A 14,446-nucleotide genomic window follows, 5' to 3' on the forward strand; every position below is an offset into this window, starting at 1 on the left:
CTCACACGGGCGGGTCGGGCCCGCTGAAGGGTCACAGGTACATGATCGGGCGCCGACGGCGAACCGGCCACGTGTGCCTGTAACCGCAGAAACGCCTCGGACCGGGACGTTGGTTCCGCCAGGTGGCACAGCGCACATCGCGGGCAGGGGCGGCCGGTCCGAGAGTGGGACCATGTCCGTCGTCCGAAGAGCCAGGGGGATCCGCGGCTCGCTCACCGCACGACTGCCGCGACTGCCGCGGCCCTCACGGCTGCTTCGCCGGTCCCGGTCACCGCGACCGGATCCGGCGCCCCGGCCATCCCGGCCGAGCCGGCTCCCCGGCCCGCTGCTGGTGCTGCTGGGCTCCCTGCCCGGTCTGATGGCCGTCCTCGCGCTCGCCCTGTACGCGCGCGGTGTGGAGCGGCCCGCCCGGATCCCGCTCGACCGGCCCGCCGCCCTCGACCTGCGCACCGCCGCGCCAGGGACCGGGATCACCCACCTCGCCGGCCGGCCCCTGATCGTGCCGCGCTCCGCCTGGCTGGCCGGCGCCCTCGCCGGGCACACCCAGCAGCCGCCGCGCTACGACGACAAGGTGATCGCCGTCTTCGTGCACCACACCGACTCGTCCAACACCTACAGGTGCGCGGACACCCCCGAGATCATCCGCCGTCTTTACGCCGGGCAGACCGGCGTACGGCAATGGGACGACATCGGCTACAACTTCCTCGTCGACCGCTGCGGCACGATCTACGAGGGCCGGGCGGGCGGCGCCGACCGGGCCGTCACCGGCGCCCACGCACAGGGCTTCAACCACCGCACCGCCGGGATCGCCGCGATCGGCACCTTCAACGCGGGCGTGCCGGTGCCGCGCGCCATGACCGACGCCATCGCGGCCCTCGCCGCCTGGAAACTGGGCCTGGCCGACATCGATCCGCGCGAGCGGGTGCGGCTGGTCTCCAGCAACGGGCACAGCCGCTTCCGCGCGGGCACCGCCGTCACCCTGCCCGCCGTCTCCGGTCACAACGACGGCTTCATGACCACCTGCCCGGGCGCCGCCCTCACCGCCCGGCTGCCGGAGATCAGGGAGACGGCGGCCCGCCTCCAGGGCCGGGCACCCACCACGCCGACGCCACGCGCCACGCACACACGCGCCACGCGGACGCCTGCCACGCAGACACCCGCCACGCGCACGCCCCCCACCTCGCACACCCCCAACACGCCCCCCGCGCCCACCCGGTCAGCTCCGTCCGCCCCCCTCAGCCCTTGAAGCGCGCCCAGAGCCTCGGGTAGAGCTCGGCGAGCAGCGTCTCGTTCTCCAGGTCGACCGGGGTGCCCGCCGGTTCCGCGGGCGCGGGCGGGATGCCGAGGTCGGCCGCCACGGTGCCGGTGAGCTGCTCGTACGCCTCGTCGGCCGCGTACCCCAGCTCCTCCGCGTCGCCGTCGACCTCCTCGTCGAAGTCGCCCAGCAGCCCGGCCAGCGCGTCCGGATCGTGCAGGGCGCCCTCGAACACCTCCCGGCCCTGGCCGATCAGCCAGCACCGGAAGAAGTCGAACGCGTCATCGCTCGCCCCGTCCAGAAGCACCCAGGCGGCGCCCCACAGGTCCCAGCGGTAGGCCCGGTTGTAGCGGGCCTCGAAGTGCCGGGCGAAGTCCAGGACCCGCTCCGGGTCCAGTTGGGTGAGCCGGTCCACCAGCAGCTCGGCCTGGTCCTCGGGATCGCCCCCGGCGGCCTCGCGCGTGCTGTCGATCAGCTCCCAGAACTCCGTCTCGTCCATCACCGCTCCAGCATCGGGCCTTCGCCGGTGGGGCGCACGCGGGAGTACGGCGGCCGCGTCACCCTTGTCCGTACAGCGCCGCGAGGCGCGCCGCGTCCCGCACGAAGCGCGCCCGCAGGCTCCCCGGCGCCAGCACCTCCACCTCGGGGCCGAGCCCGGTCAGCTGGGCGTAGGCGACCTCCTCCGACTCCACCGGCAGCGTCACCGTCACCCACCCCGCCCCGTCCGGCTCCCCGGCACCGGCCAGCCCCTCCCGGGCGGCCGGAACATCGACGGCGCCCGGCAGTCTGCGCACTCCCTCGGGGGAGAGCCGTACGACGGCCTCGGCGCGCAGCAGCGAGCGCGCGAACCGTTCGGCCTGCGCGGACCAGTGGGCGGGCAGGTCGAAGTCCTCGTCCCGGTGGAAACGGGTGTCCGCCGCCTCGACGGAGGTGAACCGGTCGACCCGGTAGGTGCGAAAGGCCCCCGGATCCGGCACCCGGGCGCACAGATACCAGGCGCCCGCCTTCAGCACGAGCCCGTACGGCTCCAGCAACCGCTCCACCTCGCCGTCCCCGCGCCGGTAGCGGGCCGTGACACAGCGGTCGTCCCACACCGCCTCGGCGAGCGCGGGCAGCAGCGCGGGTGTCTCGGGCGCGCGGAACCAGCCCGGCGCGTCCAGATGGAAGCGCTGGGCCGCGGCCCGGGGAGCGTCCTGGAGGGAGGGCAGCAGCGCAGCCGCCACCTTCAGCCGGGCCGCCGACGCCGCGTCCGCGAGCCCCATCTCCCGCAGGGCCCCCGGCACCCCGCTGAGGAACAGCGCCTCCGCCTCGTCGCGCCCCAGCCCCGTCAGCCGTGTCCGGTACCCCCCGACCAGCCGGTAGCCGCCGGCCCGCCCCCGGTCCGCGTACACCGGCACCCCCGCCTCCGACAGGGCCTGCGCGTCCCGGATCACCGTCCGCTCCGACACCTCCAGCTCCCGCGCCAGCTCACCGGCGGTCATGGCCGCCCGCGCCTGGAGGAGCAGGACCATCTTGATGAGCCGGGCCGCACGCATGGATCCATGATGCCGGGAGCCACTGACAAAGAAGGGATACGGCGAGCAGCCGTACCCCTTCTGGAAACCGCGGAGACTACAGCCCGTACTTCTCCCGGGCCTCCTTCACCGCCGTCGCCTTGACCTCGCCGCGCTTGGCGAGCTGGGCGAGGGCGGCGACCACGATGGACTCGGCGTCCACACCGAAGTGGCGGCGGGCGGCCGGACGGGTGTCCGAGATGCCGAAGCCGTCGGTGCCGAGCGAGGACCAGTCCTGGTCGACCCACTGCGCGATCTGGTCCGGGACCTGGCGCATGTAGTCGGAGACCGCGAGGACCGGGCCCTCGGCGCCCTGGAGCGCCCGGCGGACGAACGGCACCCGCTCCTCGCCGCGCAGCAGGGCCGCGTCGGCCTCCAGCGCGTCACGGCGCAGCTCGGTCCAGGACGTCGCCGACCAGACATCGGCCGCGACACCCCACTCCTCGGCCAGCAGGCGCTGCGCCTGAAGCGTCCAGTGGATCGCCGTACCGGAACCCAGCAGCTGGATGCGCGGGGCGTTGGCCGGGACGGTCACGCCCGCGGACTCCGCGGTGTTGAAGCGGTACAGGCCCTTGACGATGCCCTCGTCGACACCGGCGGCGCCCGGCTTGGCCGGCTGCGGCAGCGGCTCGTTGTAGACGGTGAGGTAGTAGAAGACGTTCTGGTCCTCGCCCGGCTTCGCCTCGCCGTACATCCGGCGCAGACCCTCGCGGACGATCACCGCGATCTCATAGGCGAACGCGGGGTCGTACGACAGCGCGGCCGGGTTGGTCGCGGCGATCACCGGCGAGTGGCCGTCGGCGTGCTGGAGGCCCTCGCCCGTCAGCGTCGTACGGCCGGCCGTGGCGCCGACGAGGAAGCCGCGGCCGAGCTGGTCGCCGAGCTGCCACATCTGGTCGGCGGTGCGCTGCCAGCCGAACATCGAGTAGAAGATGTAGAACGGGATCATCGCCTCGCCGTGCGTCGCGTACGCGGTGGACGCGGCGATGAAGTCGGCCATCGAACCGGCCTCGGTGATCCCCTCGTTGAGGATCTGGCCGTTCTTGGCCTCCTTGTAGTACATCAGCTGGTCGCGGTCGACCGGCTCGTACGTCTGGCCCTTGGGGGAGTAGATCCCGAGCGAGGGGAAGAGCGACTCCATACCGAAGGTGCGCGCCTCGTCCGGGACGATCGGCACCCAGCGCTTGCCGGTCTCCTTGTCGCGGACCAGGTCCTTGACGAGGCGGACGAAGGCCATCGTGGTCGCCACGTTCTGCGAACCGGAGCCCTTGTCGAAGGAGGCGAACGCCTTCTCGGCCGGGGCGGGCAGCGGGGCGAGCGGGTGCGTACGGCGGGCCGGGGCCGGGCCGCCGAGGGCCGCGCGGCGCTCCTGGAGGTAGCGGACCTCGGGGGAGTCGGCGCCCGGGTGGCCGTAGGGCACCACGCCGTCGGCGAAGTCGCTGTCCTTGATCGGCAGGCCGAGCAGGTCCCGCATCGTCTTGAACTCGTCCACCGTCAGCTTCTTCATCTGGTGGTTGGCGTTCTTCGACGCGAAGCCGTCGCCCAGGGTGTGGCCCTTGACCGTCTGGGCCAGGATCACGGTCGGCGCGCCCTTGTGCTCGACGGCCGCCTTGTACGCGGCGTAGACCTTGCGCGCCTCGTGACCGCCGCGGGAGAGGTGGAAGCACTCCAGGATCTTGTCGTCCGAGAGCAGCTTCGCCATCTCCACCAGCGCCGGGTCGGCGCCGAAGAAGTCCTGGCGGATGTAGGCGGCGTCGCGGGTCTGGTACGTCTGCACCTGGGCGTCCGGCACCTGGCGCAGCCGGCGGACCAGCGCGCCCGTGGTGTCGAGCGCGAACAGCTCGTCCCAGGCGGTGCCCCAGAGCGTCTTGACGACGTTCCAGCCGGCGCCGCGGAACTGGGCCTCCAGCTCCTGCACGATCTTGAAGTTGGCGCGGACCGGGCCGTCCAGGCGCTGAAGGTTGCAGTTGATGACGAAGGTCAGGTTGTCGAGACCCTCGCGGGAGGCGAGCGCGAGAGCCGCCGTGGACTCCGGCTCGTCCATCTCGCCGTCGCCGAGGAACGCCCATACGTGCGAGGACGAGACGTCCTTGATGCCGCGGTTGGTCAGGTAGCGGTTGAAGCGCGCCTGGTAGATCGCCGACAGCGGGCCGAGGCCCATGGAGACGGTCGGGAACTCCCACAGCCAGGGCAGCCGGCGCGGGTGCGGGTACGACGGCAGACCGTCGCCGCCCGCCTCCTGGCGGAAGTTGTCCAGCTGCGCCTCGCTCAGGCGGCCGTCCAGGAAGGCACGGGCGTAGATGCCGGGGGAGGCGTGGCCCTGGATGTACAGCTGGTCGCCGGACCCGGCGGCCTCCCCGGTGTCCTTGCCCTTGAAGAAGTGGTTGAAGCCGGTCTCGTAGAGCCAGGCCGCGGAGGCGAAGGTGGCGATGTGGCCGCCGACGCCGTGCTTGCTGCCCCGGGTGACCATCGCGGCCGCGTTCCAGCGGTTCCAGGCGGTGATCCGGGCCTCCATCTCCGGGTCACCGGGCAGGCCCGGCTCCGCGGAGGTGGGGATGGTGTTGACGTAGTCCGTCTCCAGCAGCTTCGGCAGCGCGATGCCGCCCGCCTCGGCGCGCTCCAGCGTGCGCCGCATCAGATACGCGGCGCGATGCGGGCCTGCCTCCCTGGCCACGGCGTCCAGGGAGGCCTGCCATTCGGCGGTCTCCTCAGGGTCGCGGTCCGGGAGCTGGTCGAGCTCGCTCGGCTGGATGGCGTGGGGGTCGGTCATGTCGCCGCCTTCCTCAGTCGAAGGGGGTTCCCTCATCGGTAAGGGTTCGGGGGTGCCCTTGGTCTTTGGCAGGACAGGGCAGAGGACCTCGGGTGGAAGTCCGTCGGTGACTGTAACTCCCTGATCGATGATCGATCAAAGGGTTGAGCGGGAAAACCTCTTGATTCCAAGAAAGTCGGCACCGGGTGCCTTGGAACTGGGCACCCGGTGCCGTATTTGATCAGGGATTTCCCAGGTGAGCGGGGGTGTGCTCGGGTGGTGGCGCGTCAGCCGGACATCAGGGCGCGTCAGCCAGACATCAGAAGCGGACGGACTTCAGGCGCGCGGGGCGCAGCCGAGGACATGCGCCTTCACGAGCTCCGCGATCCGCGGGTCCCGGCGCTTGAACGCCTGCACCAGCTCCTCGTGCTCCTCGGCGTACGACTGCTGCACCGTGCCCAGCCAGCGGATCGACAGGGCGGTGAAGACCTCGATGCCGAGGCCCTCCCAGGTGTGCAGCAGCACCGAGTTGTCGGCGGCGCGCACGAGCTCGCGGTGGAAGCCGACGGTGTGCCGCACCTGCGCGGTGCCGTCGGCGGCGCGGTCGGCCTCGTACAGGGCCAGCACATGGGGTTCCAGGGCCGAGCAGTCGAGGGAGAGGCGGTCGGCCGCCAGCTCGGCCGCGATGGCCTCAAGACCGGCCCTGACCGGGTAGCTCTCCTCCAGGTCCGCCGCGGTGAGATTGCGGACCCGCACGCCCTTGTTGGGCGCGGACTCGATCAGCCGCAGCGTCTCCAGCTCCCGCAGCGCCTCGCGCACCGGGGTCTGGCTGACCTCCAGCTCGGTGGCGATACGACGCTCCACGATGCGCTCGCCCGGCTGCCAGCGCCCGCTGACGATCCCCTCCACGATGTGCTCGCGGATCTGTTCGCGCAGCGAGTGGACTACGGGCGCGGTCATGAGGGCTCCTCCCGGGGGCTGACATCTAGACAATACGGCGGCTTCGCCCGGCGGGAGCGTGTGCGGGGGGCGCTTCGGTGCAGGTGAGACGAGGCTTACACGGGAGGCATGGCGACAAACACGAACACCCCGCCCGGAACGTTCCGGACGGGGTGTCGTACCGCTTGATCAGGCCAAAAGCCTCGATCGGGGTCAGAGGCCGAGCTCGACCTCGAACTCGCCGGCCTCCAGGATCGCCTTGACCGCCGTCAGGTAACGGGCCGCGTCGGCGCCGTCGACCAGACGGTGGTCGTAGGAGAGGGTCAGGTAGGTCATGTCGCGGACGCCGATGACCGTGCCCTCCTCGGTCTCGATGACGGCCGGACGCTTGACCGTGGCACCGATACCGAGGATCGCGACCTGGCCCGGCGGCACGATGATCGTGTCGAACAGAGCACCGCGCGAACCGGTGTTGGAGATGGTGAAGGTCCCGCCGGACAGCTCGTCCGGGGTGATCTTGTTGGCGCGGACCTTGCCCGCCAGCTCCGCCGTGGCCTTGGCGATGCCCGCGATGTTGAGGTCGCCGGCGTGCTTGATGACCGGGGTCATCAGGCCCTTCTCGGAGTCCACCGCGATACCGACGTTCTCGGTGTCGAAGTAGGTGATCGTGCCCTCGGCCTCGTTGATCTTGGCGTTGATGACCGGGTGGGCCTTCAGCGCCTGCGCGGCGGCCTTGACGAAGAACGGCATCGGGGAGAGCTTGACGCCCTCACGGGCCGCGAAGGAGTCCTTCGCCTGGCCGCGCAGCCGCATCAGCCGCGTCACGTCGACCTCGACGACCGACGACAGCTGGGCCTGCTCGTGCAGCGCCTTGACCATGTTGTCGCCGATGACCTTGCGGATGCGAGGCATCTTGACGGTCTGGCCGCGCAGCGGGGAGACCTCCAGCGCCGGGGCCTTCTTGGCGGCCGGGGCGGCCGCGGCGGCCGGAGCCGGAGCGGCGGCGGGCGCCTTCGCGGCCTCGGCGGCGGCGATGACGTCCTGCTTGCGGATACGGCCGCCGACGCCGGTGCCCTTGACGGTGGCCAGGTCGACGCCGTTCTCGGCGGCGAGCTTGCGCACCAGCGGGGTCACGTACGCGCCCTCGTCCGTCGCCTGGGTGGCGGTCGGGGAGGTCGGCGCGGTGGCCGGGGTGACCGGAGCCGGAGCGGGCGCCGGAGCCGGGGCGGCGGGCTGCACCGGGGCGGCCGGGGCCGGAGCCGGAGCGGCGGGAGCCGGGGCCGCGGGGGCGGCCGGAGCGGCCGGGGCGGGAGCCGGGGTGGGCTCGGCGACCGGGGCCGGGGCGGCGGCAGGGGCCGGAGCGGCCGGAGCCGGAGCGGCGGCCGGGGCGGCACCGGGGGCGCCGATGACGGCGAGCTTGGCGCCGACCTCGGCGGTCTCGTCCTCGGCGACCACGATCTCCAGCAGCACGCCGGAGGCGGGCGCCGGGATCTCGGTGTCGACCTTGTCCGTGGAGACCTCGAGCAGCGGCTCGTCGGCCTCGACGGAGTCGCCGACCGACTTCAGCCAACGGGTGACGGTGCCCTCGGTGACGGACTCACCGAGCGCGGGCAGCACCACGTCGGTGCCCTGGGCGCCACCGGCGGGGGCGGCGGCCGGAGCCGGTGCGGCGGGGGCCTCGGCGACCGGCGCCGGGGCGGGCTCGGCCACCGGGGCCGGAGCCTCGGCGGCGGGGGCCTCGGCGGCGGCCGGGGCCGGGGCGGCGGCGGGGGCGCCGCTGCCGTCGTCGATCAGGGCCAGCTCGGCACCGACCTCGACGGTCTCGTCCTCGGCGACCTTGATGGACGCCAGCACGCCGGAGACGGGCGAGGGGATCTCGGTGTCGACCTTGTCGGTCGAGACCTCGAGCAGTGGCTCGTCGGCCTCGACGCGTTCACCCTCGGCCTTCAGCCAGCGGGTGACGGTGCCCTCGGTGACGCTCTCACCGAGCGCCGGAAGGGTTACGGAAACCGCCATGGTTTCGGTTGCTCCTTACGAATTGCGGAAGTCTGTGTCGTCGCGCCCGTGACCGAGGGCTCAGTCGTGGGAGTGCAGCGGCTTGCCGGCCAGGGCCAGGTGGGCCTCGCCCATCGCCTCGTTCTGCGTCGGGTGGGCGTGGATGAGCTGGGCCACCTCGGCCGGCAGCGCCTCCCAGTTGTAGATCAGCTGGGCCTCGCCGACCTGCTCGCCCATGCGGTCGCCGACCATGTGGACGCCGACCACGGCACCGTCCTTCACCTGGACGAGCTTGATCTCGCCCGCGGTGTTCAGGATCTTGCTCTTGCCGTTGCCCGCCAGGTTGTACTTCAGAGCGACGACCTTGTCCGCGCCGTAGATCTCCTTGGCCTTGGCCTCGGTGATGCCGACGGAGGCGACCTCGGGGTGGCAGTACGTCACCCGCGGGACACCGTCGTAGTCGATCGGGACGGCCTTCAGACCGGCCAGGCGCTCCGCCACCAGGATGCCCTCGGCGAAGCCGACGTGCGCGAGCTGGAGGGTCGGGACCAGGTCACCGACGGCGGAGATGGTCGGGACGTTGGTCCGCATGTACTCGTCGACCAGGACGTAGCCACGGTCCATGGCGACACCCTGCTCCTCGTAGCCGAGGCCCTGGGAGACCGGGCCGCGGCCGACGGCGACGAGGAGGACCTCGGCCTCGAACTCCTTGCCGTCGGCGAGGGTGACCTTGACGCCGTCCTGGGTGTACTCGGCCTTCTGGAAGAAGGTGCCGAGGTTGAACTTGATGCCGCGCTTGCGGAACGCGCGCTCAAGAAGCTTCGAGGAGTTCTCGTCCTCGACCGGCACGAGGTGCTTGAGGCCCTCGATCACGGTCACGTCGGAGCCGAAGGACTTCCACGCGGAGGCGAACTCGACGCCGATGACACCGCCGCCCAGGATGATCGCGGACTTGGGCACGCGGTCCAGGACGAGGGCGTGGTCGGAGGAGATGATCCGGTTGCCGTCGATCTCCAGGCCCGGCAGCGACTTCGGCACGGAGCCGGTCGCCAGCAGGACGTGACGGCCCTGGACACGCTGACCGTTCACATCGACGGAGGTGGGGGAGGACAGCCGGCCCTCGCCCTCGATGTACGTCACCTTGCGGGACGCGATCAGACCCTGGAGGCCCTTGTACAGACCGGCGATCACGCCGTCCTTGTACTTGTGGACGGCCGGGACGTCGATGCCCTCGAAGGTGGCCTTGACGCCGAACTGCTCGCTCTCGCGGGCCTGGTCGGCGATCTCGCCCGCGTGCAGCAGGGCCTTGGTGGGGATGCAGCCCCGGTGCAGGCAGGTGCCGCCGACCTTGTCCTTCTCGATCAGGGCGACGTCCAGGCCCAGCTGCGCCCCGCGCAGGGCCGCGGCGTAACCACCGCTACCACCGCCGAGGATCACTAGGTCGAAAACGGTGCTGGCGTCGTTCGCCACGTCACGTCCTCCATGCATGTGCGCCTTGCGCCGATCTCCGATGACCGGCGGGCGGCTGGTGTCCGGCCGCTTGATGCTTCGGCCCTTCGGTGGGGGCCCTGTCCTGCCGGGCTCCATCTTTGCACTTGTTGGAGGCGGACGAGACGCCGGGCTGGTGTGTGAGACGTCCCACTCCAGGCACTCCTCAGGAGCGCGGGGCCGTGTCCGATGTGCGGCTCCGCCGCGTGGGCGCGAGCATTTGTCGGGTCTCACCTGCCAGGAAGTCCGGCCGCGGCCGACCTCGAGGGGCGCGGGGAACCGCGCGAGCAGCCACCCACGCCCCTGTGGTCGCCCCGCTACGGAAGCGACCGAGCTCTCAGGCGAGTCAGCCGAGCTCACCCGCGGCGGTCAGCTCCACGAGGCGCACCAGCGTACGGACCGCCGTGCCGGTGCCGCCCTTGGGCGTGTACCCGAAGGCCGCGCCCTCGTTGAAGGCCGGGCCGGCGATGTCGAGGTGCGCCCAGGCGATGCCCTCGCCCACGAACTCGCGCAGGAAGAGGCCGGCCAGCAGCCCGCCGCCCCAGCGCTCGCCGACGTTGGTCATGTCCGCGACCTGGGACTCCAGGCCCTTGGCCAGGTGCTCCGGCATCGGCATCGGCCACGCCGGCTCGCCGGTCTCCTCCGCCGCCTCGTACACCGCGGTGCGGAACGCGTCGTCGTTGGCGATGACACCCAGCGTCCGGCTGCCCAGCGCCACCATCATCGCGCCGGTCAGCGTCGCGACGTCCACGATCGCGTCCGGCGCCTCCTGCGAGGCCGCCCACAGCGCGTCGGCGAGCACCAGCCGGCCCTCGGCGTCGGTGTTGAGCACCTCCACCGTCTTGCCGCTGTACATGCGCAGCACGTCACCCGGGCGCACCGCCGAGCCGGACGGCATGTTCTCGGCCAGCGCCAGCCAGCCGGTGACGTTCGCCTCCAGGCCGAGCCGGGCCGCGGCGACGACGGCCGCGAAGACCGCAGCGGCACCCGCCATGTCGCACTTCATCGTCTCGTTGTGACCGGCCGGCTTCAGCGAGATGCCGCCCGAGTCGTAGGTGATGCCCTTGCCGACGAAGGCGAGGCTCCGCTCGGCCTTCGGGTGCGTGTACGCGATCTTGACCAGGCGCGGGGCCGCCGCCGAGCCGCCGCCGACGCCGAGGATGCCGCCGTAGCCGCCCTTGGTCAGCGCCTTCTCGTCGAGCACCTGCACCTTGAGGCCGTGCTCCTTGGCCGCGGCCTGCACGATGCCCGCGAAGCTCGCGGGGGTGAGGTCGTTCGGCGGGGTGTTGACCAGGTCGCGGGCGCGGTTCAGCTCCTCGCCGACCGCGAGGGCGCGGGTGAGGGCACCCTTGTGGGCGGCGTCGCGCGGCTTGCCGCCGAGCAGCACGGCCTCGCCCAGCGGGGCCTTGCCGTTCTTGGCGCGGGCGCCCTTCGCCTTGCCGTTGCTCTCCTTGTAGGAGTCGAAGGAGTACGCGCCGAGGAGCACGCCCTCGCCGATCGCCTCCAGGGCACCGGGGCCGTCCACGGGCAGCGCGAGCGCGGCCTTCTTGACGCCGGCGAGCGCCCGGGCCGCCGTGCCCGCGGCCTTGCGCAGCACCTCGGCGTCGAAACCGGCCGCCGCGTCCATGGTGTCCGGCTCCGCGCCCAGGCCCACCGCCACCACGAGCGGGGCCTTGAAGCCCGCCGGGGCGGGCAGCTTCGTCAGCTCGCCCTCCGCGCCCGAGGCGCCGAGGGTCTCCAGGACGCCGGCCAGGCTGCCGTCGTACGCCTTGTCCACGGCCTCGGCGCCCGGCGCGACGACGGGTCCCTTGGCGCCCTTGGCGACACCGATCACGATCGCGTCGGCCCGCAGGCCGGGCGCCGCGGCGGTGCTGAGAGTCAGAGCAGTCACGGTGGTGAATTCTCGCTTCCGATGTGAAGTTGCTTGGGGTGGGTCGACCGGGCCCGACAGCCGACCCCAGGTCAAGGTCTGGGGACAGGCGGCAACCGGGGCCCCCGCCTTGTAAGGCGGGCACCCGGGACGAGAGTACGCGCGTGCCCCGCCGCGCTCATGCCCCCGGTGTTCACCCGTAGGTGGCGCGGCGGCCCCCACCGCCCGCCCGGGCAGGCCCTGTGACCTTCCCTTTCATGGTCAAGTACGCCCTCGCGCGAGGAAGTTGCGGCCGCTCCGTCAGCGCCCGAAGGCCAGCACCACGAGGGACGCCGTCGCGGCCGTCTCCGCGAGCGCGCCGAACACATCCCCGGTCACCCCGCCGAAGCGGCGCACACAGCGGCGCAGCAGGAGTTCGGCGGCCCCGAGCGCGAACAGCACGGCGGCCGCGGCGCGCAGGGCGCCGTACGGGCCGGTCCCGGCACCCCAGGCGGCCGCGCCCGCGGTGCACAGCACGGTCAGCGCGAGCGCGCCCGGCACCGGCACCACCCCGGCGACGGCCGCCCCGAGCCCCTCGGGCCGCGCGGCCGGCACCCCGGTGCGGGCGGCCAGGGTGAGCGCGAGCCGGGCGGTCACCGCGGAGGTCACCGCCGCCGCGGCGCCGCGCGCCCACGAGTCGTCGTACGACTGCGCCAGCACGGCCACCTGGGCCAGCAGCGCCAGGACGAGGGTGAGCACCCCGAACGGGCCGATGTCCGACCGCTTCATGATGCGCAGCGCCTCCTCGGCCGGCTTGCCGCTGCCCAGCCCGTCCGCGGTGTCGGCGAGCCCGTCCAGATGCAGTCCGCGGGTGAGGACGGCGGGTACGGCGACCGAGCCGACGGCGGCGAGCAGCGGGCCCGCGCCCAGGAGCAGCAGGAGCAGCGCGAGGGCGGCCGAGAGGGCGCCGGCGACCAGGCCCACCAGGGCGGCGGCGAGCATGCCCCCGCGCGCGGCCCCGCGGTCCCAGCGGTGCACCCGTACGGGCAGCACGGTGAGCGTGCCGAAGGCGAACCGGAGACCGTCGAGGGGCGAGGACGTGCGCATCGGCGCAGGCTACCCGGCGGCCGCGGGCCCGCCGTCGGCCGGGCGCCGGGGATAAAGTGCCCACATGGGGCACTGGTGGGTGCGGAACATCATCGAGCCGGGCAAGCTTCCGCTGCTGCTCGCCCTCACCGCCTTCGTGCTGACGTTCGTCGTCACCCGGGTGATCACCCGTCTGATCCGGGCCGGCAAGGGCCCGTTCCGCAATGTCAGCGCGGGCGGCCTGCACATCCACCATGTCGTCCCCGGGGTCGTGCTCACCGTCGTCGGCGGCTTCGGCGCGGTCGCCAGCGACCGGCACGGCGCCGGCGGGGCGCTGGCCGCCGTGGTGTTCGGGATCGGCGCGGGCCTGGTCCTGGACGAGTTCGCGCTGATCCTGCATCTCCAGGACGTCTACTGGACCGAGGAGGGCCGCCAGAGCGTCGAGGCCGTGGTGCTCACCGCCGCCCTGGTGGGGCTGCTGCTCGCCGGGTTCGTGCCGTTCGGCGTCAACGACCTGACCCAGGAGGAACTCGCCGACCGCGGCACCGTCATCGCCAACGTCGCCGCCAACTTCGTGCTCTCCCTGGTCGCCCTGAGCAAGGGCAAGACGCGCACCGCGGTGTTCGGCGCGATCGTGCCGCTGGTCGCGCTGGTCGGCGCGCTCCGCCTGGCCCGCCCCGACTCCTTCTGGGCCCGCCGCTTCTACGGCCGCCGCCCCCGCGCCCGCGCCCGGGCCACCCTGCGCGCCTACCGCCACGACCGCCGCTGGACCCCGCGCAGCCGCGCCGTTCAGGACTGGATCGGCGGCAGGCCCGACCCGGACCCGGCCCGGCTGCCCGGCGGCCGCCGCTGAAGCAGCGGATGAGGGCGGTGCCGTACCGCCACCGCCAGGCACAGCGAGCCCACCGCCATCAGCGCGGCCAGATGCTCCTTGCCCGCCAGGTTCTCCTTGAGCAGCACCTCGGCGACCATCGCCACGGTCACCGCGCCCGTCGTGGCGTACGCGCCGTGCCGCCAGGCCACGAACACCGCGAGACCCACCACGGCGGCCGACGGGCCGGTGTCCACCACCTGCGCGTCCGTCCACGGCAGCCCGAACGGGGCGTGCGCGCCGAGGGTGATGCCGAGGCGCGCGTACAGCGTCCCGGCGAGCGTGGCGAGATACGCGATGACGAGCGTGCGCCACCAGCCCAGGCACAGCTCGGCGATCCCGAACACGAGCAGGATCTGCGCCAGCGCGCCCCACACCGGCAGGTCGAGGGCGGGCACGAACAGCGACAGGGGGGTGCGCAGCAGGCTCAGCCACAGGGGGTCCTCGGCCCGGACCGCGCCGAGGCTCTGCACCAGCCGGAAGCCCCACGGCCGGTTCTGCGCGAACTGGAGCAGCGCGGTCAGCAGCACCGCCGCGGTGGTCATCGGCATCGCCCACGGGCGCGGTCTCAGCAGAGGCCCGCGCACGCTGCCGTACAGCGGTCCCCACTCGGCGCGGGCCCAGCGAGTGAGCGATCCCATGCGAAAATTCCTACCCCGGT

11 protein-coding genes are annotated in these 14,446 nt (G+C 72.9%); 2 read left to right on the plus strand and 9 right to left on the minus strand.

What is annotated here, in order from left to right; all coding sequences use genetic code 11:
• Nucleotides 1-358 precede the first annotated feature (358 nt).
• Entirely contained in the window at nt 359-1,246 is an 888-nt protein-coding gene (locus HEP81_RS27775; protein ID WP_243279829.1) for a peptidoglycan recognition protein family protein, read from the plus strand.
• Here HEP81_RS27775 and HEP81_RS27780 read toward each other — a convergent pair.
• The 8 genes from HEP81_RS27780 to HEP81_RS27815 all read right to left on the minus strand — a co-directional run bounded on the left by HEP81_RS27780 (nt 1,236) and on the right by HEP81_RS27815 (nt 12,935).
• A complete protein-coding gene (locus HEP81_RS27780) occupies nt 1,236-1,754 on the minus strand; it encodes a DUF4240 domain-containing protein (RefSeq protein WP_037652903.1) in 519 nt (172 codons plus the stop codon). The genes HEP81_RS27775 and HEP81_RS27780 overlap by 11 nt on opposite strands.
• Nucleotides 1,755-1,812: 58 nt before the next feature.
• Nucleotides 1,813-2,790, minus strand: a complete 978-nt coding sequence (locus tag HEP81_RS27785) for a helix-turn-helix transcriptional regulator (RefSeq protein WP_037652906.1) — start codon at nt 2,788-2,790, stop codon at nt 1,813-1,815.
• Between the two features lie 76 nt (nt 2,791-2,866).
• A complete protein-coding gene (aceE, locus tag HEP81_RS27790; protein WP_037652908.1) occupies nt 2,867-5,578 on the minus strand; it encodes a pyruvate dehydrogenase (acetyl-transferring), homodimeric type in 2,712 nt (903 codons plus the stop codon).
• 315 nt (nt 5,579-5,893) lie between these two features.
• Nucleotides 5,894-6,517 (minus strand): GntR family transcriptional regulator, encoded by a 624-nt coding sequence (locus tag HEP81_RS27795; protein WP_037652910.1) that lies wholly within the window; start codon nt 6,515-6,517, stop codon nt 5,894-5,896.
• A gap of 192 nt (nt 6,518-6,709) precedes the next feature.
• On the minus strand, nt 6,710-8,512 hold the full coding sequence (gene sucB / locus HEP81_RS27800; RefSeq protein ID WP_037652912.1) for a 2-oxoglutarate dehydrogenase, E2 component, dihydrolipoamide succinyltransferase: 1,803 nt from the start codon (nt 8,510-8,512) through the stop codon (nt 6,710-6,712).
• Nucleotides 8,513-8,572: 60 nt separating this feature from the next.
• Nucleotides 8,573-9,961: a dihydrolipoyl dehydrogenase gene (lpdA, locus tag HEP81_RS27805; protein WP_037652914.1), complete on the minus strand. Its 1,389-nt coding sequence runs from the start codon at nt 9,959-9,961 to the stop codon at nt 8,573-8,575.
• Nucleotides 9,962-10,325: 364 nt separating this feature from the next.
• On the minus strand, nt 10,326-11,870 hold the full coding sequence (locus HEP81_RS27810) for a leucyl aminopeptidase (protein WP_037652917.1): 1,545 nt from the start codon (nt 11,868-11,870) through the stop codon (nt 10,326-10,328).
• A 279-nt stretch (nt 11,871-12,149) separates the two neighbouring features.
• The gene (locus HEP81_RS27815; protein ID WP_037652919.1) at nt 12,150-12,935 is read right to left on the minus strand and encodes an adenosylcobinamide-GDP ribazoletransferase; all 786 of its coding nucleotides are present in this window, start codon (nt 12,933-12,935) and stop codon (nt 12,150-12,152) included.
• A gap of 64 nt (nt 12,936-12,999) precedes the next feature.
• Between HEP81_RS27815 and HEP81_RS27820 the strand changes: the two genes are divergently transcribed.
• Complete coding sequence (locus tag HEP81_RS27820) at nt 13,000-13,767, plus strand: hypothetical protein (RefSeq protein WP_037652921.1); 768 nt, start codon at nt 13,000-13,002, stop codon at nt 13,765-13,767.
• Here HEP81_RS27820 and HEP81_RS27825 read toward each other — a convergent pair.
• On the minus strand, nt 13,704-14,426 hold the full coding sequence (locus HEP81_RS27825) for a hypothetical protein (protein WP_037652923.1): 723 nt from the start codon (nt 14,424-14,426) through the stop codon (nt 13,704-13,706). The genes HEP81_RS27820 and HEP81_RS27825 overlap by 64 nt on opposite strands.
• Nucleotides 14,427-14,446 lie beyond the last annotated feature (20 nt).

This window comes from Streptomyces griseofuscus (genome assembly GCF_014673495.1).
Lineage (GTDB): Bacteria > Actinomycetota > Actinomycetes > Streptomycetales > Streptomycetaceae > Streptomyces > Streptomyces murinus.

Excerpts from the sequence above, each read along its gene's own strand:
- HEP81_RS27775 (WP_243279829.1), top strand. The coding sequence starts at position 359 with ATGGCCGTCCTCGCGCTCGCCCTGTACGCGCGCGGTGTGGAGCGGCCC.
- HEP81_RS27780 (WP_037652903.1), bottom strand. The coding sequence starts at position 1,754 with ATGGACGAGACGGAGTTCTGGGAGCTGATCGACAGCACGCGCGAGGCC.
- HEP81_RS27785 (WP_037652906.1), bottom strand. The coding sequence starts at position 2,790 with ATGCGTGCGGCCCGGCTCATCAAGATGGTCCTGCTCCTCCAGGCGCGG.
- aceE (WP_037652908.1), bottom strand. The coding sequence starts at position 5,578 with ATGACCGACCCCCACGCCATCCAGCCGAGCGAGCTCGACCAGCTCCCG.
- HEP81_RS27795 (WP_037652910.1), bottom strand. The coding sequence starts at position 6,517 with ATGACCGCGCCCGTAGTCCACTCGCTGCGCGAACAGATCCGCGAGCAC.
- sucB (WP_037652912.1), bottom strand. The coding sequence starts at position 8,512 with ATGGCGGTTTCCGTAACCCTTCCGGCGCTCGGTGAGAGCGTCACCGAG.
- HEP81_RS27815 (WP_037652919.1), bottom strand. The coding sequence starts at position 12,935 with ATGCGCACGTCCTCGCCCCTCGACGGTCTCCGGTTCGCCTTCGGCACG.
- HEP81_RS27820 (WP_037652921.1), top strand. The coding sequence starts at position 13,000 with ATGGGGCACTGGTGGGTGCGGAACATCATCGAGCCGGGCAAGCTTCCG.
- HEP81_RS27825 (WP_037652923.1), bottom strand. The coding sequence starts at position 14,426 with ATGGGATCGCTCACTCGCTGGGCCCGCGCCGAGTGGGGACCGCTGTAC.